Raw genomic sequence first — 24,225 nt, forward strand, 5'->3', positions numbered from 1 at the left:
GCGGCGTACTGGATGCCCCGCCTTCGCGGGGCATGACAATCGTAGGGGCGGTCCAGGTCCCCGAACTCATTTCCCCCTTTGAAATCGCTGCCCTTTTGCTAATAAACAGGCGGACTTCCCGCGGGGTGTGTCATGCCTGCCTCTTCCACCTCCATCAGCGATCCCGCCTATCTCCGCGCACGCGCGATGGAGACGCTGTTCGAGCGGCTGGAGAACCTCTGCGAGGGCGCAATCGCGATCGATCGCGGCGGGCGGGTCGTCTACGTCAACGAAAAATACCTCGCCTCGCTCGGCCTCAAGCAGACCTTCGAGGCGATCGGCCGGCCGATCGAGGAGGTCATTCCGAACAGCCTGATGCGGAAGGTGGCCGAGACCGGCGAGCCGATCCTGCTCGACATCATGGAGCTCGGCGGCGAGCAGCTCGTCGTCACCCGCATGCCGATCGAGGACGAGAACGGCAAGGTGATCGGCGCGATCGGCTTCGTGCTTTACGACCACCTCGAAAGCCTCAAGCCGCTGCTCGCCCGCGTCGCCCAGCTCGAGAGCGATCTGCGGCTGGCGCGCCGGCAATTGTCCAACGCCCGCGCGGCCCGCTTCACCTTCGCCGACTTCGTCGGCACCTCGCCGGGAATCGCGCAGGCCAAGGAGCTCGCAAACCGTGCCGCGCGGCAGAGCGTCACGGTACTCCTCACCGGCGAGACCGGAACCGGCAAGGAAATGCTGGCGCAGGCCATTCACAACGCGTCATCCCGCGCGGAGAAGCCGTTCGTCAGCGTCAATGTCGCCGCGGTCCCGGACACGCTGATCGAATCCGAATTCTTCGGCACCGCGCCGGGCGCCTATACCGGCGCCGACCGACGGGGCCGCGAGGGCAAATTCCGTATCGCCGACGGCGGCACGCTGTTCCTCGACGAGATCGGCGAGATGCCGCTGCAATTGCAGGCCAAGCTGCTGCGCGCGCTCCAGGAGCGCGAGATCGAGCCGCTCGGCTCCGACAAGGTCTCCAGGGTCGACGTGCGCGTGGTTGCCGCCACCAATGTGGACCTGCGCAAGCGCGTCAGCGACGGCACGTTCCGGCCCGACCTCTACTATCGCCTCAACGTGCTCTCGATCGACCTGCCGCCGCTGCGCCAGTGCCTGGACGATCTTCCTGATATCTGCGCCCGGCTGCTCGAGGACATCAGCGCGTCCGGCGACTATGTCAGCGCCAGGATCACGCCGAGCGCGCTCGCCGCGCTTGCGCGCTACGACTGGCCGGGCAACGTCCGCGAGCTCCGCAACATCCTGGAGCGCGCGCTGATCCTCAGCGATTCCGGGCGGCTGACCGGCGACGACGTCGCGCGCATTCTTCCCGTCGGCGCCGAACTCAGGTCCGCAGCGCCGGCGCGCCCGGCCGGACTCGTCGTGCCCTACGCCGAGGCCGAGGCGGAGTTCGAGAAGCACACGCTCGAACAGGCGCTCGCCGCCAGCAACGGCCAGATCTCCGAGGCCGCCAGGATGCTGCGGATCTCGCGCGCGACCTTCTACAAGAAGCTCGCCAAGTTCGGCCTCGCCGCCGGACCCGCCTCCGTCTGAGTTTCGAGACACGGACTGTCCGGAGTCTCGGATTCCGGACAACGCGCCGTGCGGCCCGGTCCCGAGACCAACGCTGAAATTGCTGGGTTTTCGGCCATTTGCGCAAAACGACGCCATCTGGCGCGGCGCTTGCTCTTCGCTTTGCACAATGACGCATGCCGCACATGCGCATTCGCAATCAGGGAGAACGCCAGATGAGTGAAGCGATCACGGTTCATCAGCTTCAGGCCAAGCAGCCCTCGCACGTCACGGTCGCCACCGCGAGCCTGATCGGCACGGCCATCGAGTGGTATGACTTCTTCCTCTACGGCACCGCCGCGGCGCTGATCTTCAACAAGCTGTTCTTCCCGACCTTCGATCCCATGATGGGCACGCTGCTGGCGTTTGCGACCTACGCGCTCGGCTTCATCGCCCGCCCGCTCGGCGGCGTCGTGTTCGGCCATTACGGCGACAAGATCGGCCGCAAGACCATGCTTTATCTGACGCTGCTCATCATGGGCGCTGCGACCGCAGCGATCGGATTTTTGCCGACCTATGAGACCGCCGGCATCGGGGCCGCGATTCTGCTCGTCACCTGCCGGCTGGTCCAGGGTTTTGGACTTGGCGGCGAATGGGGCGGCGCGGTGCTGATGGCGGTCGAGCACGCGCCTGCGGACAGACGCGGCTTTTACGGCAGCTGGCCGCAGCTCGGGGCGCCGCTCGGCCTCGTGCTCGGCACGCTGGTGTTCTCGGTGGTGTCCGCGATGCTGACCGACGCCCAGCTCCTGGCCTGGGGCTGGCGCATCCCGTTCCTGTTCTCGATCGCGCTGGTGCTGGTCGGCCTTTGGATCCGCTTCACCATCGCGGAATCGCCGGAGTTCCAGAAGGTCAAGGACAGCAAGCAGGACGTGAAGATGCCGATCGTCGAGGCGATCCGGATGTATCCCAAGAACATCCTGCTCGCGATGGGCGCGCGCTTTGCCGAAAACGGCTTCTTCTACATCTACGCGACCTTCGTGCTGGCTTATGCGACGCAATCGCTCGGCATGAACAAGCAGGACATGCTCAACGGCGTGCTGATCGGCGCGGCGATCGAGACCTTCACCATCCCCGCCTTCGGCGCGCTCTCCGACAAGGTCGGGCGGCGGCCGATCTACATCTTCGGCGCGGTGTTCTCGGCGCTGATGTCGTTCCCGCTGTTCATGCTGCTGGCGACCAAGAACCCGCAATATGCCTGGATCGCGATCGTGCTCGGTCTCGCCATCGGCCATGCCGCGATGTACGGCCCGCAGGCGAGCTTCCTGTCGGAGCTGTTCGGCACCAAGGTGCGCTATAGCGGCGTCTCGCTCGGCTACAACCTCGCCTCGATCTTCGCCGGCGCGCTGTCGCCGCTGATCGCGACCGGATTGATGACGGCCTACGCGCCGGCAACCTGGCCGATCTCGCTCTACATGATCGCGCTGGCGCTCATCACCATCGTGTCGGTCTATTTCGCCACCGAAACACGCAAGATAGTTCAGACCTGAACGGCCTGATCGCGTCTTCGATCGCAGGAGCAGCCTGTTCCAGGGCTGCTCCTCGCGATAGGATCAACCCACAACAACGACGGCATGCGGTCGAGAAGACCGGGAGGAACGCCGTGAGCCATCACCCAGCTTTGCCTTACCTGCCCAATTCCGAGAAGGGCAAGGTCGTCACGGCGGCCGAAGCGGTCATGCTGATCCGCGACGGCGACACGGTGGCGACCGGCGGCTTCGTCGGCATCGGCTTTGCCGAGGAGATCGCGATCGCGCTGGAGGAGCTTTATCTCGCGAGCGAAGGTGACGCGCCCTACACGCAGGGCAAGCCGCGCAATCTGACGCTGGTCTATGCGGCAGGCCAGGGCGACGGCAAGCAGCGCGGCCTCAATCATTTCGCGCATGAGGGCCTCGTCCGTCGCGTGATCGGCGGGCATTGGGGCCTTGCCCCGAAATTGCAGCAGCTCGCGATCACGGGCCAGATCGAGGCCTACAATTTGCCGCAGGGCGTCATCACGCATCTGTTCCGCGACATCGCCGCGCACCGGCCCGGCCACATCACCCGCGTCGGCATGGGCACCTTCGTCGATCCCCGGCACGGCGGCGGCAAGCTCAATGCGCGCACCACCGAAGACATGGTCGAGCTGATCACAATCGGCGGCGAGGAGTGCCTGCTCTACAAGACGTTCCCGATTCAGGTCGGGATCATCCGCGCCACCACCGGCGATCCCGACGGCAACCTCACCATGGAGAAAGAGGCGCTGACGCTGGAGGCACTCGCCATCGCCATGGCGGCGCATAATTCCGGCGGCATCGTCATCGCCCAGGTCGAGCGCGTCGCCGAGGCCGGCAGCCTCAATCCGCGCCAGGTCAAGATTCCCGGCATCCTCGTCGACTGCATCGTCGTGGCGAAACCCGAGAACCATTGGCAGACGTTCGGCACGCCATACAATCCGGCCTATGCGAGCGAGATCCGCGTCCGCGCCGCCTCGCTCCCGGTGATGCCAGTCAGCGAGCGCAAGATCATCGCCCGGCGCGCCGCGCTCGAGCTCAAGGCCAACAGCGTCGTCAATCTCGGCATCGGCATGCCCGAGGGGATCGCCTCGGTCGCCAACGAGGAGCGGATCATCGATCTCATCACCCTGACGGCGGAGCCGGGCGTGATCGGCGGCATCCCGGCGAGCGGCATCGATTTCGGTGCGGCGATCAACACCCAGGCAGTGATCGACCAGCCCTACCAGTTCGACTTCTACGATGGCGGCGGGTTAGATGCCGCCTTCCTCGGCCTCGCCCAGGTCGACCGCGCCGGCAACCTCAATGTCAGCAAGTTCGGACCGAAGCTCGCCGGGGCCGGCGGCTTCATCAACATCAGCCAGAACGCCAAGGAGGTCATCTTCGTCGGCACCTTCGGCGCGGGCAAGCAGCACATTGCGGTAAATGACGGCAAGCTCGTCATCCTCAATGAGGCGACATCACGCAAGTTCGTCGACAAGGTCGAGCAGGTCACCTTCAGCGGCCCGTTTGCCGCCGCGCGGCGGCAGCGCGCGCTTTACGTCACCGAACGCTGCGTGTTCGAGCTCAGGCCCGACGGGCTCGAGCTCACCGAAGTCGCGCCCGGCATCGATATCGAGCGCGACATCTTACGCCTGATGGATTTCAAGCCGCTGATCCCGCGCGATCCCATCGTGATGGACGAGCGCATCTTCCGCAACGGCCTGATGGATTTGCGCGAGCGCTTGCTCACCATCCCGCTCGACCAGCGCTTCACGCTGGACGAGCAGCAGAGCCTGTTCTTCGTCAACCTGGAACGCTATCCGCTGCGCAGCAAGGCCGAGATCGCCACCATCGCTTCGATCGTCGAGGCCAAGCTCACCCCGCTCGGCCGCCGGGTCTACGCCATCGTCAATTATGACAATTTTTCCATTCTGCCGGAACTGATGGACGATTATTCGGCCATGGTGCGCAGTCTGGTCGACCGCTTCTATTCCGGCGTGTCGCGCTACACCACGTCGGGTTTCCTGCGCATCAAGCTCGGCGAAGCCCTGGAGAAGCGCGGCGTTGCGCCGCATATTTTCGAGAGCGCGGACGAGGCGCAGTCGGACTGGCGTCAGGTCGAAGGCACCGGCACGGCGCGCGTCATGCGGCAGGCCTAAAAATGATGCATGCTCGAAAGGCCGACACGCTCCACCGGAAGGTTCAATTGCAATGTTCGTAGTGTTGTGCAAATCGCTGTTGCCGAGAAACTTTAAATCAGGAGGGACCATCGTGCGTCGATCACTCATCATAACAACAACCATCCTCGCCCTCGCCGCGGGGACCTCCGCACGAGCCGACGATCTCAAGGTCGCGCTGATCTACGGCAAGACCGGTCCGCTCGAAGCCTATGCCAAGCAGACCGAGACCGGCCTGCAGATGGGTTTCGAATACGCCACCAAGGGCACCATGATGCTCGACGGCCGCAAGATCGTCATCATCACCAAGGACGACCAGGGCAAGCCCGACCTTGCCAAGACGGCGCTTGCGGAAGCCTATCAGGACGACAAGGCGGACATCGCGATCGGCACGACCTCGTCGGCCGCAGCACTGGCGATGCTCCCCGTCGCGGAGGAGAACAAGAAGATCCTGATCGTCGAGCCCGCAGTCGCGGACCAGATTACCGGCGAGAAGTGGAATCGCTACATCTTCCGCACCGCGCGCAACTCGTCGCAGGACGCGATCTCGAACGCGGTCGCGATCGGCAAGCAGGGCGTCACCGTCGCGACGCTGGCGCAGGATTACGCGTTCGGCCGTGACGGCGTCGCCGCCTTCAAGGAAGCGCTGGCCAAGACGGGTGCGACGCTGGCTGCCGAGGAGTACGCCCCGGCCAACACCACCGATTTCACCGCGGTCGGTCAGCGCCTGTTCGACGCGCTGAAGGACAAGCCGGGCCGCAAGATCATCTGGATCATCTGGGCCGGTGCCGGCAACCCGCCGTCCAAGCTGCAGGACATGGATCCGAAGCGCTACGGCATCGAGCTGTCGACCGGCGGCAACATCCTGCCGGCGCTCGCCGCCTACAAAGGCATGCCGGGCATGGAAGGCGCGACCTATTATTTCTACGAGATCCCGAAGAACCCGGTGAACGACTGGCTGGTCGCCGAGCACCAGAAGCGCTTCAAGTCGCCGCCCGACTTCTTCACCGCGGGCGGTTTCGCTGCCGCGATGTCCGTCGTTGGCGCCGTCACCAAGGCGAAGTCGACCGACACCGAGAAACTGATCACGGCGATGGAAGGCCTGGAGTTCGACACGCCGAAGGGCAAGATGGTGTTCCGCAAGGAAGACCATCAGGCGCTCCAGAGCATGTATCACTTCAAGGTCAAGGTCGATCCGAACGTCGCCTGGGCTGTGCTCGAGCCGGTGCGCGAATTGAAGATCGAGGACATGGACGTTCCGGTCCGCAACAAGCGTTGATCTTTCTTGCTTCACGTCTCCCGCTTGCGGGAGAGGCCGGGAGAGGGTTTCTCCTCTAGGGGATTATCCCAATTGCGGAAGCACCCTCTCCCCCGCCCTCCCCCGCAAGCGGGGGAGGGAGCGCAGCGTGATCGTGGATACGTCTGACCCCTTTTATTCGCCGGACCTCAATGCCACTCTCTCTCGAAACCCGCGACCTCACCATCCGCTTCGGCGGCCATGTCGCGGTCAACAACGTCACCTGCACGTTCCGTCCGGGCGAGCTCACCGCCATCGTGGGGCCGAACGGCGCCGGCAAGACCACCTATTTCAATTTGATCTCGGGCCAGCTCCGCGCCTCGAACGGCAGCATCCTGTTCGGCGGCACCGACATCACCCAGCAGTCCGCGCCGATGCGCACCCGCGCAGGCCTCGGACGCGCATTCCAGCTCACCAACCTGTTTCCGAATCTCTCGGTCGAAGAGAACGTCCGCCTCGCGGTGCAGGCGGCTGATGGCACGCATTACGAAATGCTGCGCCCCTGGATGGTCCGTCGCGACCTGATCGCGCGCGCCGATGGCATCCTCGACCAGGTCGCGCTCGGCAATCGCCGCGGCGTCGCGGCAACTGCGCTCTCGCATGGCGACCAACGCAAGCTGGAGGTCGCGCTGATGATCGCGCTCGAACCAAAAGTGTTCATGTTCGACGAGCCGACTGCCGGCATGAGCATCGACGAGGTGCCGGTCGTGTTGAACCTGATCGCCCAGCTCAAGCAGGACAAGAGCAAGATCATTCTGCTGGTCGAGCACAAGATGGACGTGGTGCGCTCACTCGCCGACCGCATCATCGTGCTGCATAACGGGCAGCTCGTTGCCGATGGCCCGCCCGCCGAGGTGATTGCGTCTCCGATCGTGCAGGAAGCCTATCTCGGCGTCGTACCGAAGAGCGCCGCATGACCGATCTGCTCAAGCTCTCCGGCGTGCACACCCATATCGGGCGTTACCACATCCTCCAGGGCATCGACCTTGCAGTTCCGCAAGGGCAGGTCACGATGCTGCTCGGCCGCAACGGCGCCGGCAAGACCACCACGCTGCGCACCATCATGGGCCTGTGGCAGGCTTCCAGCGGCGAGATCAGCCTTGGCGGCGAACGCATCGAGAGCCTCGCCACGCCTGACATCGCCCGGCTCGGCGTCGGCTACGTGCCGGAGAGCATGGCGGTGTTCTCCGACCTCACGGTGAAGGAGAACCTCGTTCTCGCCGCGCGCGACGGGCCGCTCGACGAAACCCAGCTCGACTGGATCTTCGGCTTCTTCCCGGCGCTGCGCCGGTTCTGGCTGTCGCGGGCGGGAAGCCTCTCGGGCGGACAAAAGCAGATGCTGTCGATCGCCCGCGCCATCGTCGAGCCGCGCAAGCTGCTGCTGATCGACGAGCCGACCAAGGGGCTGGCGCCGGCGATCGTGATGGCGCTGATCGAGTGCCTGAAGGAGATCAAGCGCAAGGGCGCGACGATTCTTCTGGTGGAACAGAATTTCTTTGCCGCCCGCGAGCTCGGCGACAACGTGCTGGTCATGGACAACGGCACCATCGTCCATCGCGGCGAGATGCCGGCGCTCGCCGCCGACGTGCCGCTGCAGGAGCGGTTGCTCGGCCTGAGCCTGGAGGCGCATCAGTGACTGACCTTGCCGCAAACGACCCGCTGCCGAAGCCGAAGCGCGACATTGCGCCGATCCTGCTGCCGATCGCAGTCGCACTTCTCATGATCCCGCTGATCGGCTCGACCTCTTCCTGGCTGACGCTGACCGCCGCGAGCCTTGCCATGGGCATGATGATCTTCATCATGGCCTCCGGGCTGACGCTGGTGTTCGGCCTGATGGACGTGCTCAATTTCGGCCACGGCGCCTTCATCGCCGTCGGCGCCTATGTCGCAACCCTGGTGCTGGCACCGTTCGCGGCGTCCATTCAAGCGGACTCGCTGTGGATGAACCTCGCAGTGCTGGCGCCGGCCGCGCTGCTGTCGATGGCGGTGTCCGGCGCGCTCGGCCTGATCGTCGAGCGCGTGCTGATCCTGCCGGTCTACGGCCAGCATCTGAAGCAGATCCTGATGACGACCGGCGGCCTGATCGTCGCCGAGCAGACTCTCTATGCGCTCTGGGGACCGCAGATCATCCCGATGCCACTACCGACCTCGCTACGCGGCTCCTTCATCCTCGGCGACGTCGCGATTGCCAAATACCGCGTGCTGGCGATGCTGATCGGCCTTGCCGTCTTCATCGCGATCCAGCTCGTGCTCAACCGCACCAAGCTCGGGCTCCTGATCCGCGCCGGCGTCGAGAACCGCGAGATGGTCGAAGCGCTCGGCTATCGCATCCGCCGCCTGTTCCTCGGCGTGTTCATGACGGGATCGGCGCTCGCCGGCCTCGGCGGCGTGATGTGGGCGCTCTATCGCGAACAGGTCCACGCCTCCATGAGCGACGACCTCACCGTCCTGATCTTCATCGTCGTCATCATCGGCGGCTTAGGGTCGATCGGCGGCTGCTTCATCGGCGCGATCCTGGTCGCGATGGTCGCCAATTACGGCGGCTTCCTGGTGCCGAAGCTCGCTCTCGTCTCCAACATCCTGCTGATGGTCGCCATTCTGATGTGGCGGCCGCGCGGCCTCTATGCGGTGACCAGCCGATGATGATCCTCTCAGGCGATCCACCGCGCAGCCGCGTGCTCACGCTTCTCCTCGTCGTCATCATCCTGGCGCTGGCGGCGACGCCGTTCCTGTTCCCGGGCGCCAAGGCGCTGAACGTCGCAGCCAAGATCTGCGTCTTCGCGGCGCTGGTCGCCTCCTACGATTTGCTGCTCGGTTATACCGGCTCGGTGTCGTTCGCCCACACCATGTTCTACGGCATCGGCAGCTACGCGATCGCGATCGCGCTGTACGGGATGGGCCCGAACTGGGCGGCGGTCGCAACCGGCATCGTCGTCGGCCTGCCGCTAGCGGCGCTGCTCGCGCTCGCCATTGGTCTCTTCTCGCTGCGCGTCGCCGCGATCTTCTTTGCCATGATCACGCTCGCGGTCGCCTCCGCCTTCCAGGTGCTGGCCTCGCAGCTCTCCTGGCTCACCGGCGGCGAGGACGGGCGCAGCTTCCAGCTGCCGGAGCTGCTGCGGCCCGGCACCGTGCTGATCTCAAAAAACCTGTTCGGCTTCGAGGTCAACGGCCGCATCCTGACCTTCTACCTGGTATTTGCGGTCTCGGCCCTGATGATCCTCGCGCTGCTGCGGGTGGTGAACTCGCCGTTCGGGCGCGTGCTCCAGGCGATCCGCGAGAATCGTTTTCGCGCCGAGGCGCTCGGCTTTCGCACCGTCTTCCACCTGACCTACGCCAACTGCCTCGCCGCGCTGGTCGCCGCCGGCGCCGGCATCTTGAACGCGCTTTGGCTGCGCTATGCCGGTCCTGATACCTCGCTCAGCTTCTCGATCATGCTGGACATCCTCCTGATGGTCGTGATCGGCGGCATGGGCACGATCTACGGCGCGATCATCGGCGCCACCATCTTCATCCTCGCCCAGAACTATCTGCAATCGCTGATGGGCGTCGCCTCCAAGGCAGCGTCGGAAGCCGGGCTGCCGCTGCTGCCGGGACTGTTGCATCCCGACCGCTGGTTGCTGTGGCTGGGGCTGCTGTTCATCGCCAGCGTCTACTTCTTTCCGACCGGCGTGGTCGGACGGCTGCGCCATGGCGGCAGTGGCAAGAGCGCGGGCGCCTCGCATTAAGCCCCGGTTAATGATGCAGCGCAGCGGTTGGTGCTGGAACGATGCAACCGCGACGTGCTTCGCGCGTTGCGGCACGCGGCCGTCGCTACGCAACCGGATTAATCCTTAGGTAACTGGCTTTCCTAAGGGTTCTCCTACCTGTGCATAGTATTCCTGGTCCCCCAGGGAGGGGGAATGAGCCAGGTCTTTGCATCGATCGCAGCCGGAATGTCCCTAGCCGTCAGGAACGGCTGGGAGGCAGCCATTCGGCGCGGACCGGTCCTGTGGCTGACCCTGTGCGGCGTGCTGCTCGTCGCGGGAATCTTCTCCGTGACTGCCGTGGCCGTCGGCGAATTCCGCGAACGGACCCTGACCAACCGCGAGCGCGAGCTGGAAAACACGGTGCAGCTGATCGCGCGGCACTTCGATCAGCAATTCGAGGATTCCGACGTCGTCGCCGCCGACCTTGTCGGCCAGATGAACCTGCCGGAGATCACCTCGCCCGCCATGTTCCGCGAGCGCATGTCCGGACCTGCGGCGAACCAGATGCTGCGGAGCAAGATCAGCTCCGTATCCTATCTCGGCGACATCGCGATCTACGATGCCGATGGCGAGCTGATCAACTGGTCGCGGGCCCAGCCGTTGCCCAAGATCAATGTCTCCTCACGCGCTTACTTTCAGACGTTCAAATCCGATCCCAGGGCCGAACCGGTCATCCTGGAATCGGTCCGCAGCTTCATCATCGGCAAATGGACCACGGTCGTGGCGCGCCGGCTGAACGGCGCCGACGGCACCTTCCTCGGCGCGATGGTCCGGCGGATCGATCCGGACAGCTACCAGCACTATTTTGCATCCGTTGCTCTCGCCGAGGGTACGGCGATCTCGCTGTTCGATCGCGAAGGCAAGATGCTGGCGCGCTATCCGCATATCGAGGAGCTGATCGGACGGAGCTTCAAGGATGCGCCGCTGATGCAGAGGGTGCTGACCAAAGGCGGTCAGCACACGCTCCGGGTCAGGAGCCCGCTCGACGGCGAGGAGCGGCTCGGCTCGGCCGTGTCGCTGACGCATTTCCCGCTGGTCATCGTCGCCACCAACACCACGGCCGCAGCGCTGGCCGACTGGCGTCAGCAGACCGGATTCATGGTCACCACAGCCGCGCTGTCGGCCGCTGTGATCGCGCTGATCCTCTATCTGATCATCCGGCAGATCAACCGGCAGAACCGCGAGGCCCAGGAGCGGATCGAAGCGGAGCGACTGCGGCTCGACACCGCCCTGAACAACATGTCGCAAGGCCTGATCCTGTACGACGCGGCCGGATACATCGTCACCTGCAACCGCCGCTACGTCGACATGTTCGGCCTCTCCCACGACGTCATCAAGCCCGGATGTCACATCCGCGAGGCGATGCATCATCGCAAGGAGCGGGGCGCGTTCAGCGGCGACGTCGAGGCGTTTTGTGCCGACGTCATGCGGATCGTCGCCGAGGGCACGGTCGCAACGAGAATCCATCAGTTGCCCGGCGGCCGCGCCTTCCAGGTCATCAACACTCCGCTCGCACAGGGCGGATGGATCGCCACGATCGAGGAGATCACCGAGCGGCGCAATCTGGAGCAGGAACGCGACCGCAACTCCACGTTCCTGCGCGAGATCATCGACCATATTCCCTCGCGCATCACCGTGAAGGATGCCCGGACGCGGCGCTACCTCCTCGCCAACCAGGTCGCCGAGGAACAACTCGGCGAGACGTCCGAGACCATCGTCGGCAAGACCGCGTTCGACCTTTACCCGACGGCAACCGCCGAGATCGTCACCCGGGACGACGACAAGCTCCTGCAATCTCCGGACGGCCTCTTCCTCGACGAGCACGTCTGGAGCACGCCGACCATCGGGCAGCGTTACATCACCTCGCGGCGGATCGGCATCCGCGACAAGGCCGGTGAGCCGCGCTACATCATCAATGTCGTCGAGGACGTCACCGAGCGGCGGCGCGCCCATGAGAAGATCGCGCATATGGCGCATTACGATGCGCTGACCGACCTGCCGAACCGCGCGCTGTTCCGCGAACAGATCGAACGCGAGCTGGCAAAGGTCGCCGGCGGCGAGCAGTTCGCGCTGCTCTACATCGACGTCGACGAATTCAAGGGCATCAACGATTCGCTCGGCCATCACGTCGGCGACGAGCTGTTGAAGGCGATCGCGACCCGCCTCCGCGGCTGCCTCAAGCGGGGCGACCTGATCGCGCGGCTCGGCGGCGACGAATTCGCGGTGATCCAGACCGGGATCCGGTCGGCTTCCGACGCGCTGTCGTTCGTGACGCGGATCTACGAGGCGATCCGCCAGCCCTATCACTGCCTCGGCCATCAGCTTTCCACCGACGCCAGCATCGGCATCGCGCTGGCGCCGCAGGACGGGACCGATCTCGACCAGCTCATCAAGCACGCCGATCTCGCGATGTACGGCGCCAAGGCCGAAGGACGCCGCACTCATCGCTTCTTCGAGCCGGAGATGGATGCGTGCGCCAAGGCGCGCCTGACCATGGAGCAGGATTTGCGCCAGGCGCTGCTGAATGGCGGCTTCGAGATCTACTACCAGCCGCTGGTCGATTTGCGCACCAACGACGTGTCGGGCTGCGAGGCGCTGCTGCGCTGGCGGCATCCCGAACGCGGCTGGGTGTCGCCGGCGGAGTTCATTCCGGTCGCCGAGGACACCGGCCTGATCAACGAGCTCGGCGACTGGGTGCTGCGCATGGCCTGCAACGAGGCCGCGACCTGGCCGGCGCATGTGCGGATTGCGGTCAACGTCTCGCCGGTACAGCTCAAATGCGACACGCTGGCGCTGCGGATTGCGGGCGCACTCGCCGCCTCCGGGCTCGCTCCCTCCCGGCTCGAGCTCGAAATCACCGAGGCCGTGCTGATCCGCGACGACGAGGCTGCACTCTCGATCCTGCACCAGCTCCGTTCCATCGGCGTGCGCATCGCGCTCGACGATTTCGGCACTGGCTATTCCTCGCTGAGCTATCTGAAGCGCTTCCCGTTCGACAAGATCAAGATCGACCGCTGCTTCGTCGCCGACATCGCGGAGACCAGCGGCGCGCCCGTGATCGTGCAGGCGGTGGTGAACATCGCCGCGGCCAGCAACATGACCACGGTCGCCGAGGGCGTCGAGACCGAGGCGCAACGCGAGATGCTGCGCGCGCTCGGCTGCATGGAGATGCAGGGCTATCTCTTCAGCAAGCCGAAGCCGGCCGCCGAGGTGCGAAAGCTGTTCGGTCCGAACGATGCCGAGCCGGTGGCGGCGGTGGCCTGAGATGGCAAATCCGAGGAAAGCTTCGGCGAAAACTGTCGACGTCGCGGATTCCTATGCCGTGCGGCTGATGCAGCATCTGGTGGTGCCGACCTTCGTGATCGACCCCAAGCGCCGCGTCGTGATCTGGAACAGGGCCTGCGAGCGGCTGACCGGCGTCGCCGCCTCGGAGGTGATCGGCACCACGAAACACTGGCAGGCCTTCTACGAGACCAAGCGCCCCTGCCTCGCCGACCTCGTCGCACTCGACCGGCCCGAGCAGCTCCCGGAGTTTTATTCGGAATATGCCGCGCGCGGCCATAACGGGCTCGGCTTTTCCGCGGAGAACTGGTGCGTGATGCCGAAGCTCGGCAGCCAGCTCTATCTCGCCATCGACGCCGGCCCGATCCACGACGAGGCCGGCCATCTGATCGCGGTGGTGGAAACGCTGCGCGACCTCACCGACCAGAAGCGCGCGGAGGCGGCGCTGAAGGAGCTCGCCACCAAGGACGGGCTGACCGGCCTGTCGAACCGACGCGCGTTCGACCAGATGCTGATGAGCGAATGGGACCGCGCCCTGCGGACGCAGAGGCCAATGGCGCTGCTGTTCGTCGACGTCGATCATTTCAAGCTGTTCAACGACCGGCACGGCCATCAGAACGGCGACGAATGCCTGCGGGCGGTCGCTTCCGTCGTCAGCCGGCATGCCCTGCGTCCGCTCGATCTCGCCAGCCGCTATGGCGGCGAGGAATTTGCGCTGATCCTGCCGGACATGGATTGCGACACCGCCTGCACCATCGCCGAGGATATCCGCATCGCCGTCATGGCCTTGGCGATCGCCCATGGCGCCGCGGGCGCCGACGACCACGTCACCCTCAGCGTCGGCGTCGCCAGCCACATTCCGGGTGCGGCCGACGGCGGCGGCCCCGACCGGCTGCTGGGCGCGGCCGACGAGGCGCTCTATGTGGCCAAACGCCTCGGCCGCAACCGCGTCATCTGCGCCGAGCGCGTGCTGGCCGAATTCGCCGCCCTCGGCCGGGAGGCCGCACAGGTTCCGGCCCCTTTCCGGCGCAAGACGGCTTGAGAGCCATCCGGCGAGAAGCGGTTGCCCACCCCTCGCCAATCGGCTAAATGAACCTCCACTAGCACCCGTAGCTCAGCTGGATAGAGCGTTGCCCTCCGAAACTGGACCGGTGACAGACAAGATCCCTCAGAATGCTGCAGGTTTTCTGACGCCGGTGTGTCATGTCCTCGCCTCAGGCACACCCGGGCCACGCTTGGTCTTGTTCGCTGCGATCGCCCGACTTCAAAATGGCCGATCTTCGGAGGAGTTCGCGGAAGGTAGCACTTCGAATCCTGCGCGTGTTATGCGAGGGTCAAAACTTCAAATTGCTAACATTGCTCGCGAAGCGACCGAATGGATCCGCCAAGTCTTGATACTCTCATGCGAGTGGCCGCCTTCGAGCGCGTGCGAGGGCTGAATGAAATTCACGACCATCTGACCACCTCGGAATTGAAGCCGGGGTTTCTCTTTCGGGGAGAGCGCATCGCATTGGTCAACCCCCAACGGGGTCTTTTCAAGCCACAACAGATGCGCTTCTTGCTGTCGATTAAGACGGTGTTCCCCAAGCCAGGCGCTAAGGTCTGGTATGATGACTAGCGCGAAGTCCATCGCCAAATATTTCATGGTGATGAGAGCCTGGACTACGCCTTCATGGGCAAAAACCCTGACGCCGCAGATAATCGATGGTTGAATGAGGCATACGAGAACCAAATACCAATTATCTATTTTCTTGGCACAGCGCCAGGCCGTTACCAAGCCCTTCTGCCGACCTTTATCTCCGACTGGGACGGCAACGCACTCAAGACGAGCGTAACGTTCGGACCTAATCCGGAAGGTCTAGCTCCCCCCAACGGATAGCGCGGAGCGGCGGTATGCGCTACGCAACAGTCAAGCAGCGGCTGCATCAGCCGAACAAAAGACTATCAAGATCGAGATCGATTAGCCATGCGCTTCGAGCGCTTTCAGGCAATTGCCTAAGCTTCGGATGACGTGACGCTCGGGGCTTATGCGACCGTCATCCGATAAAGACGAGCCGGATTGACCTGAGCCCCTGAACTTCCTCCAAAAATGGGTAGAATCCGTCCACCTTGAGGGAGACGGAGATGAAGCAGTCGAGGTTCACGGAAGAGCGGATCATTGCGGTGTTGCGGGAGCACGAGGCAGGATCGAAGACCGGTGATGTTTGCCGGAAGCACGGGATCAGCAGCGCGACGTTCTACAAGTGGAAGGCCAAGTATGGTGGCCTGGACGTATCCGAAGCTCGACGCCTCAAGGTCCTTGCCGACGAGAATGCGAAGCTGAAGAAGCTGTTGGCCGAGGCGATGCTCGACAACGCCATGCTAAAGGACCTCAATTCAAAAAAATGGTGACGCCCGTTGCAAGGCGGCAGGCTGTGGCTCACCTTTGTTCGAGTTTTGAGGTCAGTCAGCGGCGGGCGTGTGAAGTGATTGGGGCTGATCGGTCCTCGGTGCGTTATCTCAGCCTTCGGCCTGACGACGCGACCATTCGCGTCCGGCTGCGCGAGTTGGCGTCGGTGCGCCGGCGCTTTGGCTATCGCCGTCTGCTTCTCATGATCCGCAGTGAAGGCGTGCTTATCAACCACAAGAAGCTGAGGCGGCTGTATGCCGAGGAGCGGCTGCAGGTTCGCCGGCGAGGTGGACGCAAAAGAGCTCTCGGAACACGGGTTCCGATGGAGTTGCCGCAGGGACCGAACCAGCGCTGGTCACTGGATTTCGTCAGCGACACGCTGACCGACAGCCGACGCTTCCGTATCCTGGCTGTCGTTGATGACTTCACCCGGGAATGCATCGCATTGGTGGCCGACACGTCGTTGTCGGGGATCCGGGTGGGTCGTGAGCTCGATGCCGCGATCGCCCGACGAGGCCGCCCAACGATGATCGTCAGCGACAACGGGACCGAGCTCACCAGCATGGCCATCCTGCGTTGGTCGCAGCTCACCCGGATCGAGTGGCACTACATCGCGCCGGGCAAGCCGCAGCAGAATGCCTTCGTGGAAAGCTTCAATGGACGACTGCGCGACGAGTTGTTGAACGAGACGTTGTTCTCGTCACTCGATCATGCTCGGGAGCTGCTCGCCGAATGGCAGGACGATTACAACACCGTTCGTCCGCACAGCGGGATCGGCAACCTGCCGCCATCAACTTACGCCAGGCTAACAGCGTCCGAGATGCAACGGGACGGGACGCTGCGCTGTGTCGAGGGCTCCGCGCCCCGTCCCGTTGCATCACCAAGCCACACAGGCTCAAATGACCAAAGGATTCCGCCCATCGCTGGATGACCTTTGGGGCTCAGGTCACGATGTCTGCACTTACGTTTGCTCCTGCGGTGAGCATGGACAGCCAGTCTCGATATGCGTCGCCGTATTCAGTGGAAATTCGTTTTCCAGCCAGGAACGGCGGATTGCCTACTACGGTGTCGAACCCGCCGTTATCTCTCGCAAAGACTTCCGGAAACTCAATTTCCCAATGAAACGGAGTGAGCGGATGTTCGCCTTGTTGCAAGACCGCCGCCATAGCGGCAAGGTTATCCCATGCAGCCTCTAGCGATCCGGTCAACCAACTCTCGGCCTCCGCTAGTTTCGCTTCCCGCGTCTTTTGCTTGTAGCTTGAGAAGAACGTCGCGATGATCGCGTTTCCGATTGTTCGTGTAAATCTAGTTCGCTCCTCCACGAACTGATGCTGACGCTCCAAAACGTAACGCATGGCGTCGTCGGGGGCCGCCTGGATCTCCGCGCGCCCCTTAATTGCCTCGGCGACACGCTGCTTCACCAGCTGCCTAAACAGTGGCAGACCGGGTTTTGAGATGTTCCAATGAACGGCCGCGATCTGAGCTTCAGTCAATCCTACGAGACTGTCGCCTGATTTAAGCGCGTGATCGAGGAAAGTGAATTCATGATCGCGCGCCAATGTTGCCAACCAGAGCGATAGTTTGGCGAGATCGGTGGCGAGAGGGTTCTTGTCCACGCCGTAAAGGCATCGCTGCGCGACAAGACGACGAGCATGCAACTCCTCGTCCTCGTCCGGTGGGATTGCCGGCCTCTTTTCCGGCCAGCGCGTCCAAGCGGCGAGCAGCCTCGCAGCAAGAGCGCGACAGGCTTCGACTAGAAACGCTCCGGAACCCATCGCAGGGTCACAGGCCTTCAGGGCGAGAATCTCTTCCGGCGTCGCGTCCGGTCCGAGTCGTTCGAAGGCCGGCGCCAGCGCGTAACGCACGATCGGTTCGGTGAGGCTACGTGGTGTATAGTGGCTGCCGCTGCGACGGCGCTCGTCGGTCGGTTGAAGTATCGGAGTGCTGGCTGACAGCTCACGCTTCCGGGGCGAGGCACGCTCATCGACGATCGAATCCAGCGCCGCGACCAACTCGGCGACAGACTCGGCCGCCTCGACGGTCTTGGCCTGTGCCGCGGTTAGCGCACGGTCGCCGTCTTCCTTCAGATACTTGACGCGATCCTTGCCGCTTTTGGCGAGCAGAGCGTCGAGATTCACGAATACCGGCGTGCGGTTGTTCTTGCCTGCCTTGATGGCGAGCGCGCGGCCGGCCGCCCGCTCGACCGTAAAACCCATCACGGTCTCGTAGACCGAGCCGATCTGTTCAACGTCGAGGGTGCGATAGGAAAGGCGCTCGCGGGCGCGGTCGGAACTACGTCCCTTGGCTTCCAGGGTCATCAGACCTTCAAGCACACGCAGGACACAACCGTCGGAGACAGGTGTGACCGTCGGTTCGGCGTCCAAAGCGCGTCCTTCAAGAAACGGGAAGACATCCGGATCAAACAACTTACCGCCGCGTGCTTGAATGATGTGCGACGGGTGACCGCCATGGATCAGACGAAACAAGGCCAGAAGCCGGCCCCAGCCGCCGCGTCTTTCGTCCATGGTATCGGGGTTGAGCGCAGCGTCTTGGGCCAGCTTGGCGTAGAGCCCTCGGATGGAATAACCGTTGTCATAGAGTGCGCGCGAGCGGCCGTCGGTTCGCGACGGCAGAAGATCGCGATCCTCGGCATAAAGCACAAACACCAGCCGCATCAGGACCGTAAGCAAGCCTTCGTAGAGATGGCCGGGCCGCTCGGTCGCAAGCTTTTGGATCGCGTCCGGATCGGCAGCATTGAGTCCGCGCAACAATTCGTGCAGCGCGCCGAGGACCTGCTCGGCGAGCGCGGTCGATACCGCTGCTTGTGCCTCGCGGCTTTTCTTCAGGACCGCGGGCAAACGTCGATCTTCGGCATCGGTGAAGAGCCGGCCTCGGTCGAGCATCAGCTTGAGCCCGCCGAGCATCGCACGCCCGCCGACTGTCGCGAGTGATCGTATTGGGAAGGCAAGCCACCCGGACGTCTCGCCCTTTGGGGCATAGACCAGCCGGATATCCTTGTCGGTGATCATCAGCCCCGCGGAGACACCGGTCTCGCGCAACAGCCGCTCGAAACGTTGATGTGGGGTCGCCTCCCAGCCGCCGAGCGCGCCACGCTGATCGGGATCGATGCCCGCCCCCTCCAGCCTGACAAGCAGTTGCCAGGGCTGCTCACCGCCCGATGGATCAAGGACGGCCCAATTGGGCGAAAGTGTCGTGCCATACTCCGGCAGGCGCAGGCTAAGACTGTCGGGTAGAGCAGGACCGCCGGGCGCGCCTGCGACCACCCGCGCTTCCCAGCCGAGGATCCCTTCCGCAAAGACCCATGGATCGACCAAGGCTGGTCTCGCCGGATCGGGATCGACAAGCAAATCGACCTCGGCGCTGTCGATCTGGCTCTGCGGCGTCGGCTCAAGGATCAGATCCTTGACCACGGCTGGTGCGACCACAAGGCCGACCGGCTGCACGTGGTCCAGCCATTCAAGCGCGGGATCGCGGTATATCTCTCGCATCGTTTAACCTGAAACTGGCCAGAGATAGACAATGCCAACTGGCTCGAGGCGATGCGCCGTCACGTCATAAGAATGCAGGATGCGCTCTGGCTCTGTTTTCATCTCCTGATCGAGGCGCTCAAGCCGCGTTCGCCAATGACGACGATCCGCCTCCTGTTCTCGCCGCTCCTCCTCGGCGATTCCCGGGAGAGAAAGCTGATTGGGGTCGAATTCGTCCGCCGCCTTGGAAATTCGGCCACGCTGGCGCTCCAGCAATTCGCGCAGCGACTTTGACTCCTCCTCGCCACGTTTGCGCAGCAACTTGGTATTGGTTGCAATGCGCTCGCCGGCGATGCTCTCAAGAGCGGGACGCAAATCCGTGATGTCTTGCTCAATCAATGCCTGAACGCGCGCAACCGCCATCGCGGTCGCCGGCGTCGCCGTTCTCAACGCCTGCTCCAGCTGATCCAGCGTCCGCGCCTCGCTGCTCTCGCCCAGAGCTTTCAATGGCTTCCGGGCACGCTCGGCCTCGGACCAGATCGCAGCGATTGGAATGACCTCCTCGTGCAAGCGTGTCGCGCCGCTGCCATACAAGCTGAGACGCCCCATCAGGACGATGCGCGGCTGCGCGCCCGGCCCCATGATCACCGAAACGCGTGACAGATTCGATTCGAAGCCTTGCGAAATGAACCGTGACAATAGCCTTCGGACAAGACGGTGTTCGAGATGGACCTGGACGACATTCGGCGCGTCGCGACCGTCCGCCAGCACCGGGGGTTTGAAAGAAATCGAACGGATAGGCGCGTTACGCCGCCAATCCGAGTAACGTTCGCCGCGCTTTCTCGGACGGATTCGCAGATCGTCGAACGCGTCGCCCCAGCTGCCCTCGCCCTTGAAGGCCAGATGAGAGGGATCAAAACGATAGGTTTCGACCGGGCCGACGGCCTCCGCCCGGGCCCCGTCGAAATGGTAGCCCGCGCGATCAAGCGCGACAGCCACCACATGCCTCAGATCATCCTGATTGACGCCGACCTTTTCCTGCGAGTCTTCCAGCACCCGTTGCAGCTCGCGCTGCTCCTTGGTGATCTTCTCAAAGCGGACGCGCTCATCATCGTCCATCTCAGCCCGCGCCCGAGTAAGACGCTCGGCATCGCTCTCTGCCTCGATGGCTTTGGCGATCTCCGCGGCCGTCCCCTGACGGATGCCACTTTCCGCTAGCCGCTTCGTCACACGCTCTTCAATCACCTGACCGACTGAGCCGAGCTGATTACGGATCGACTCGGTCTTGCGCACAAGGGCATCGAGAACGATGTCCGCTTCGCGCTGCTCATACTTGAAGTAGCGGCAAATGATTAACTTTGCCGGCTGCAGCTTGCGATCAATGCGCCCGTTGCGCTGCTCAAGACGAGAAGGGTTCCAAGGCAAGTCGAAGTGGATCAAGTCCGAGCAATAAGTCTGGAGATTGATACCTTCGCGGGCAGCATCGGTGCAAAGCAGTATCCGGACAGGTTCGATCGTGGGGTCGGTGTTGAAGGCGCGTTTGACGGCTTCGCGCTTGTCAGTGCCGGTGGCGCCCGAGAACACAAGAATGCGTTCGTCCGATTTATCGGTGGCATCGATTGCCTCAAGCAGCCGCCGCTCCAACCATCGGCGCGTATCTTCGTATTCGGTAAAAATGATCAGGCGTCGATCGTTCCAGGTCTTGCCCGCGAGCATATTGCCCTTGATCCATTCGACCAGCCAGTGAATCCGAGCGTCGGGGCGGCTTGCGGAAGCCTCTGCGACCGCCAGCATGTCGTCGACCGCGGCAAGCTCAGCTTCAAGCGCGCTTTTGGTAGCTCCGAGCGCCCCCGCGCGAGACGCCGCCTCGGTCGCGGAGGCTTCGTCCTGATCTAATGTTGCTTCGGCGTCCGAATCCTCGAGGTCAAGCTCAGCAGTGACCTCACCGCTCAGCGAAGCAACGAATGTCAGCGCGGCTAGTGATTCACGCGCAGTAATCTCCCCGTTGATCAGCCTTGCCAGCGAACCACGATGAACCTTCAGCGTTTTGGCAAATGCAGCGTTTGATGAAAGCAAGCGTTGCTGCAATCCCACGAACGCAAGCTTGGCCAACGCCGCCTTTTGGCTTGGCAGGGTCGATATGCGCGCCATCCGCAGTTCGCCATACGCGGCGAGCCGGCGAGCGAGATCGAGCTCCGGCGCATCGGCCGGAAGGCCAGAAATTGGAATTGCCTCGATCCGCCGCTCTGGAAACGCCTCGCCGAGCCGGCGAAGGTCCGATTTCAGCCGGCGGACCATGACCGGCTCCAGATCCCTCGGCCGAACCTCCACTCCGCGCGTGAATCGCTGTGGGTCGAGCATCTCTAACAAGGCGGAAAAACTATTGCTGTGACCATTGTGCGGGGTTGCGGAGAGGAACAAGCGATGTTCAAAACGCTCTGCGATGTTGCGGACGGCTTTGGTGAACTGGCTCGATATCGCATAACGCGATCCCCCCGCTGGGGCCGCATGATGCGCTTCGTCAAGGATCAGCAGCGCGCGAGCGCGAAACTCTCCGAGGACATCCCTCAAGCCGGAGACATACGTTTCATCAGTGAGTAGGCGATGAGAAATGATGAAGCGGGAGCCGGTGCGCCAAGGGTTGACACCAAAGCCGTGCAAACGCCTCATCTCGGCGAGATGCTCTCGGTCGACAATCTGGAAGGATAGACCGAATTTCGCCTGCAGCTCGTCCTTCCACTGCAATGTCATGGAGGGCGGCGCTGCCACAACGATGAAGTCTATGCGGCGGCGCAGCAAGAGCTCACGAGCGATCAAGCCGGCTTCAACGGTCTTGCCAAGCCCGACGTCATCGGCGATCAGCAGATTTACCCGGGGCAGCCGTAGGGCTTTCCGCAAAGGTAGAAGCTGATAGGTATCCAACCGAATTCCCGCCCGGAAGGGCGCTTGAAGCAAGTCCCGTTCAGCGGCGGTGGAGGAATTCCAGCGAATCACCCGCAGATGGGCTGCGAACACGTCGGCCGAATCCGGTCCGCCTGCCCCGACACGTTGCCAGTTATCCTCGCCTAGGATCCTTGGTCCGATCTCGGCATCCCAAATGACCTCGAGTTGCTCGCCCTGGGCGTCGTCGGCAATGCACGAAAGCCTCAGCGACTCGAACTCTCCATCCCCCTTCACGGTCTCCTCGACCAGCCAAGGGCGCCCCCGGAGCTCCACAAAAGCCCCCGCCTCAAGTTTCCCCGCCATTTCAAGTGCTTCCAGTGTGGCCTTATCGAACCCGATAGGACAATAGTTGCGGCTAAAGCGCCACACAACTATTTGCTAGAAGGTAAGCCCATCACTGCGGCATACCAATCGCAGGGCGAGACTAGAAGCTACCGACAGTTGGGTGGGCGACACTCAACAGTTGGAAAAAGCCTAACTTCGGTGGGAGCCTAAGCTGCATGTATAGAAGCGCAAATAGGTTCATGATTGGAAGCCGCAAGGGCTCGGGCTATTCAGAGCGCGGAGCCGATTCGGAGCCCAAGGTAGCTGCAACCAAGCTACGCAGGAAGACCCTTGCAATTGCTTGCGAGTATCAAAAACTCCTAGGCAAAAAGAAAGCCGATGAACACAAGAAATTGAAGGAGCGACAGCGAGCAATTGCTGCGGACAAGGCACGCGCTGCTTTGCGCAAAGCTGTAAAGGAGCACAGGCGTCTACCCGCCAACTCTAAGAAATCCAACTCCTCAGAGCTTGATGATAGAGCATCTAAAGGACGAAAGCTGATCGTTGTGAGAAGACGGGAAGGCCGTGAGATCAGATTGCGCACCGATCCGGTGGAGTAAAGCAGAATGGCAATTTACGAAAAACCGACCAAGACGCTAATGCTTGAATTCGTGAAAGAGAATTTGAAACCCGGACAGACATTCGAAAAGAAACAGGTCGTTCATTGGTTCAAACAGCATTATCCGAACATTAGACCCACAACGGTCCAGATGCACGTTGAGGGCATGGCAATAAACTCCAATGTAAGGAAACACCACGCCAGCATACGCCCCGGGTCTGGACACGACCTGTTTCAAAATTAGGCCAGGAGAGTTTCGACTCTTGGATCCAGCAAATGACGGACAACCAATTTACCGCGAGCAATCCGAAACGAGCTCTCCACAAGACGCCGTAGAAGAGGACGATGCTGAGGACACATCAGAAGCTCAACCAGGCTCCAAGGAATTCGCGTTCGAACGAGACCTCCGAAATTATCTCTCTAAGAACCTTACTTCCATTGAGCCGGGGCTAAAAATCTTCCAAGAGGAAGAATTCTCCGGGATCGAATACCCCGTGGGTGGACGTTATATCGATATCTTGGCGATGGATGCCAAAGGCGACTATGTGGTGGTGGAGCTAAAGGTCTCGAGAGGTTACGAGCGGGCCGTCGGACAAATCCTAAGATATATGGCATGGGTAAAGAAGCACCTTGCCTCCGGACACCGCGTTCGCGGCATAATAGTCGCCAACGAAGTAACCGAAGACCTGCGACTCGCTGCCTCGTTGATTCCGGATTTACAGCTCTTTGAGTATTCCATCTCAATGAAGCTGAAACCTGCCGGCCAGTAGGCCCGCAATGACCTCGGAATGCTGGATTTTCGGTTCCGAGCGGCTGAATCGCTGCAAAGCAGCGATTTGGCCTGCGCCACAGTGTCGGCACGACTGGCACGCGCTTCCCTGGCGCACCCGACACGATTCGAACGTGTGACCTTTGCCTGAGCGAGGGCGACGCAACCATCCACCCGAGCCACCCT

17 protein-coding genes and 1 tRNA gene are annotated in these 24,225 nt (G+C 62.7%); 15 read left to right on the plus strand and 3 right to left on the minus strand.

Annotation, left to right across the window (positions count from 1 at the left end; all coding sequences use genetic code 11):
- Positions 1 to 132: 132 nt before the first annotated feature.
- The 12 genes from I3J27_RS38620 to I3J27_RS38675 all read left to right on the plus strand — a co-directional run bounded on the left by I3J27_RS38620 (position 133) and on the right by I3J27_RS38675 (position 16,887).
- The gene (locus I3J27_RS38620; protein WP_270164043.1) at positions 133 to 1,575 is read left to right on the plus strand and encodes a sigma-54 interaction domain-containing protein; all 1,443 of its coding nucleotides are present in this window, start codon (positions 133 to 135) and stop codon (positions 1,573 to 1,575) included.
- 194 nt (positions 1,576 to 1,769) lie between these two features.
- Entirely contained in the window at positions 1,770 to 3,080 is a 1,311-nt protein-coding gene (locus I3J27_RS38625; protein WP_270164044.1) for an MFS transporter, read from the plus strand.
- Between the two features lie 113 nt (positions 3,081 to 3,193).
- Positions 3,194 to 5,224, plus strand: a complete 2,031-nt coding sequence (locus tag I3J27_RS38630) for an acyl CoA:acetate/3-ketoacid CoA transferase (protein ID WP_270164045.1) — start codon at positions 3,194 to 3,196, stop codon at positions 5,222 to 5,224.
- A 112-nt stretch (positions 5,225 to 5,336) separates the two neighbouring features.
- Complete coding sequence (locus I3J27_RS38635) at positions 5,337 to 6,521, plus strand: substrate-binding domain-containing protein (protein WP_270164046.1); 1,185 nt, start codon at positions 5,337 to 5,339, stop codon at positions 6,519 to 6,521.
- Between the two features lie 170 nt (positions 6,522 to 6,691).
- Positions 6,692 to 7,456 (plus strand): ABC transporter ATP-binding protein, encoded by a 765-nt coding sequence (locus tag I3J27_RS38640; RefSeq protein WP_270164047.1) that lies wholly within the window; start codon positions 6,692 to 6,694, stop codon positions 7,454 to 7,456.
- A complete protein-coding gene (locus I3J27_RS38645) occupies positions 7,453 to 8,175 on the plus strand; it encodes a branched-chain amino acid ABC transporter ATP-binding protein (RefSeq protein WP_270164048.1) in 723 nt (240 codons plus the stop codon). Before I3J27_RS38640 ends, I3J27_RS38645 begins: the two co-directional genes overlap by 4 nt.
- Positions 8,172 to 9,182: a branched-chain amino acid ABC transporter permease gene (locus I3J27_RS38650; RefSeq protein WP_270164049.1), complete on the plus strand. Its 1,011-nt coding sequence runs from the start codon at positions 8,172 to 8,174 to the stop codon at positions 9,180 to 9,182. The genes I3J27_RS38645 and I3J27_RS38650 overlap by 4 nt, the downstream gene beginning before the upstream one ends.
- Positions 9,179 to 10,264, plus strand: coding sequence for a branched-chain amino acid ABC transporter permease (locus I3J27_RS38655; RefSeq protein ID WP_270164050.1), 1,086 nt, complete (start codon positions 9,179 to 9,181; stop codon positions 10,262 to 10,264). The genes I3J27_RS38650 and I3J27_RS38655 overlap by 4 nt, the downstream gene beginning before the upstream one ends.
- A 174-nt stretch (positions 10,265 to 10,438) precedes the next feature.
- Positions 10,439 to 13,549, plus strand: a complete 3,111-nt coding sequence (locus I3J27_RS38660; RefSeq protein WP_270164051.1) for a bifunctional diguanylate cyclase/phosphodiesterase — start codon at positions 10,439 to 10,441, stop codon at positions 13,547 to 13,549.
- Between the two features lies 1 nt (position 13,550).
- Positions 13,551 to 14,609: a sensor domain-containing diguanylate cyclase gene (locus I3J27_RS38665; protein ID WP_270164052.1), complete on the plus strand. Its 1,059-nt coding sequence runs from the start codon at positions 13,551 to 13,553 to the stop codon at positions 14,607 to 14,609.
- Positions 14,610 to 14,942: 333 nt separating this feature from the next.
- The gene (locus I3J27_RS38670; RefSeq protein WP_270164053.1) at positions 14,943 to 15,185 is read left to right on the plus strand and encodes a hypothetical protein; all 243 of its coding nucleotides are present in this window, start codon (positions 14,943 to 14,945) and stop codon (positions 15,183 to 15,185) included.
- Positions 15,186 to 15,691: 506 nt separating this feature from the next.
- A protein-coding gene (locus tag I3J27_RS38675; protein ID WP_370691928.1) for an IS3 family transposase occupies positions 15,692 to 16,887 on the plus strand; the annotation gives its coding sequence in 2 pieces (ribosomal slippage) (positions 15,692 to 15,953 and positions 15,953 to 16,887; 1,197 coding nt in all).
- A 10-nt stretch (positions 16,888 to 16,897) separates the two neighbouring features.
- Here I3J27_RS38675 and I3J27_RS38680 read toward each other — a convergent pair.
- Both I3J27_RS38680 and drmD read right to left on the minus strand, forming a co-directional pair.
- The gene (locus tag I3J27_RS38680; RefSeq protein WP_270164055.1) at positions 16,898 to 19,465 is read right to left on the minus strand and encodes an Eco57I restriction-modification methylase domain-containing protein; all 2,568 of its coding nucleotides are present in this window, start codon (positions 19,463 to 19,465) and stop codon (positions 16,898 to 16,900) included.
- 3 nt (positions 19,466 to 19,468) lie between these two features.
- Positions 19,469 to 22,690, minus strand: a complete 3,222-nt coding sequence (drmD, locus tag I3J27_RS38685; RefSeq protein ID WP_270164056.1) for a DISARM system SNF2-like helicase DrmD — start codon at positions 22,688 to 22,690, stop codon at positions 19,469 to 19,471.
- 197 nt (positions 22,691 to 22,887) lie between these two features.
- Between drmD and I3J27_RS38690 the strand changes: the two genes are divergently transcribed.
- From I3J27_RS38690 to I3J27_RS38695, 3 genes are read left to right on the plus strand one after another with little or no spacing between them, the layout of a single operon-like run.
- Complete coding sequence (locus I3J27_RS38690; protein WP_270164057.1) at positions 22,888 to 23,271, plus strand: hypothetical protein; 384 nt, start codon at positions 22,888 to 22,890, stop codon at positions 23,269 to 23,271.
- A 39-nt stretch (positions 23,272 to 23,310) separates the two neighbouring features.
- Positions 23,311 to 23,514 (plus strand): DUF7669 domain-containing protein, encoded by a 204-nt coding sequence (locus I3J27_RS39385; RefSeq protein ID WP_441467315.1) that lies wholly within the window; start codon positions 23,311 to 23,313, stop codon positions 23,512 to 23,514.
- 19 nt (positions 23,515 to 23,533) lie between these two features.
- Complete coding sequence (locus I3J27_RS38695) at positions 23,534 to 24,040, plus strand: endonuclease NucS domain-containing protein (RefSeq protein WP_270164058.1); 507 nt, start codon at positions 23,534 to 23,536, stop codon at positions 24,038 to 24,040.
- 109 nt (positions 24,041 to 24,149) lie between these two features.
- Here the strand turns inward: I3J27_RS38695 and I3J27_RS38700 are convergent.
- Positions 24,150 to 24,222 (minus strand) — tRNA-Ala (locus tag I3J27_RS38700).
- Positions 24,223 to 24,225 lie beyond the last annotated feature (3 nt).

The organism is Bradyrhizobium xenonodulans, assembly GCF_027594865.1.
GTDB lineage: Bacteria > Pseudomonadota > Alphaproteobacteria > Rhizobiales > Xanthobacteraceae > Bradyrhizobium > Bradyrhizobium xenonodulans.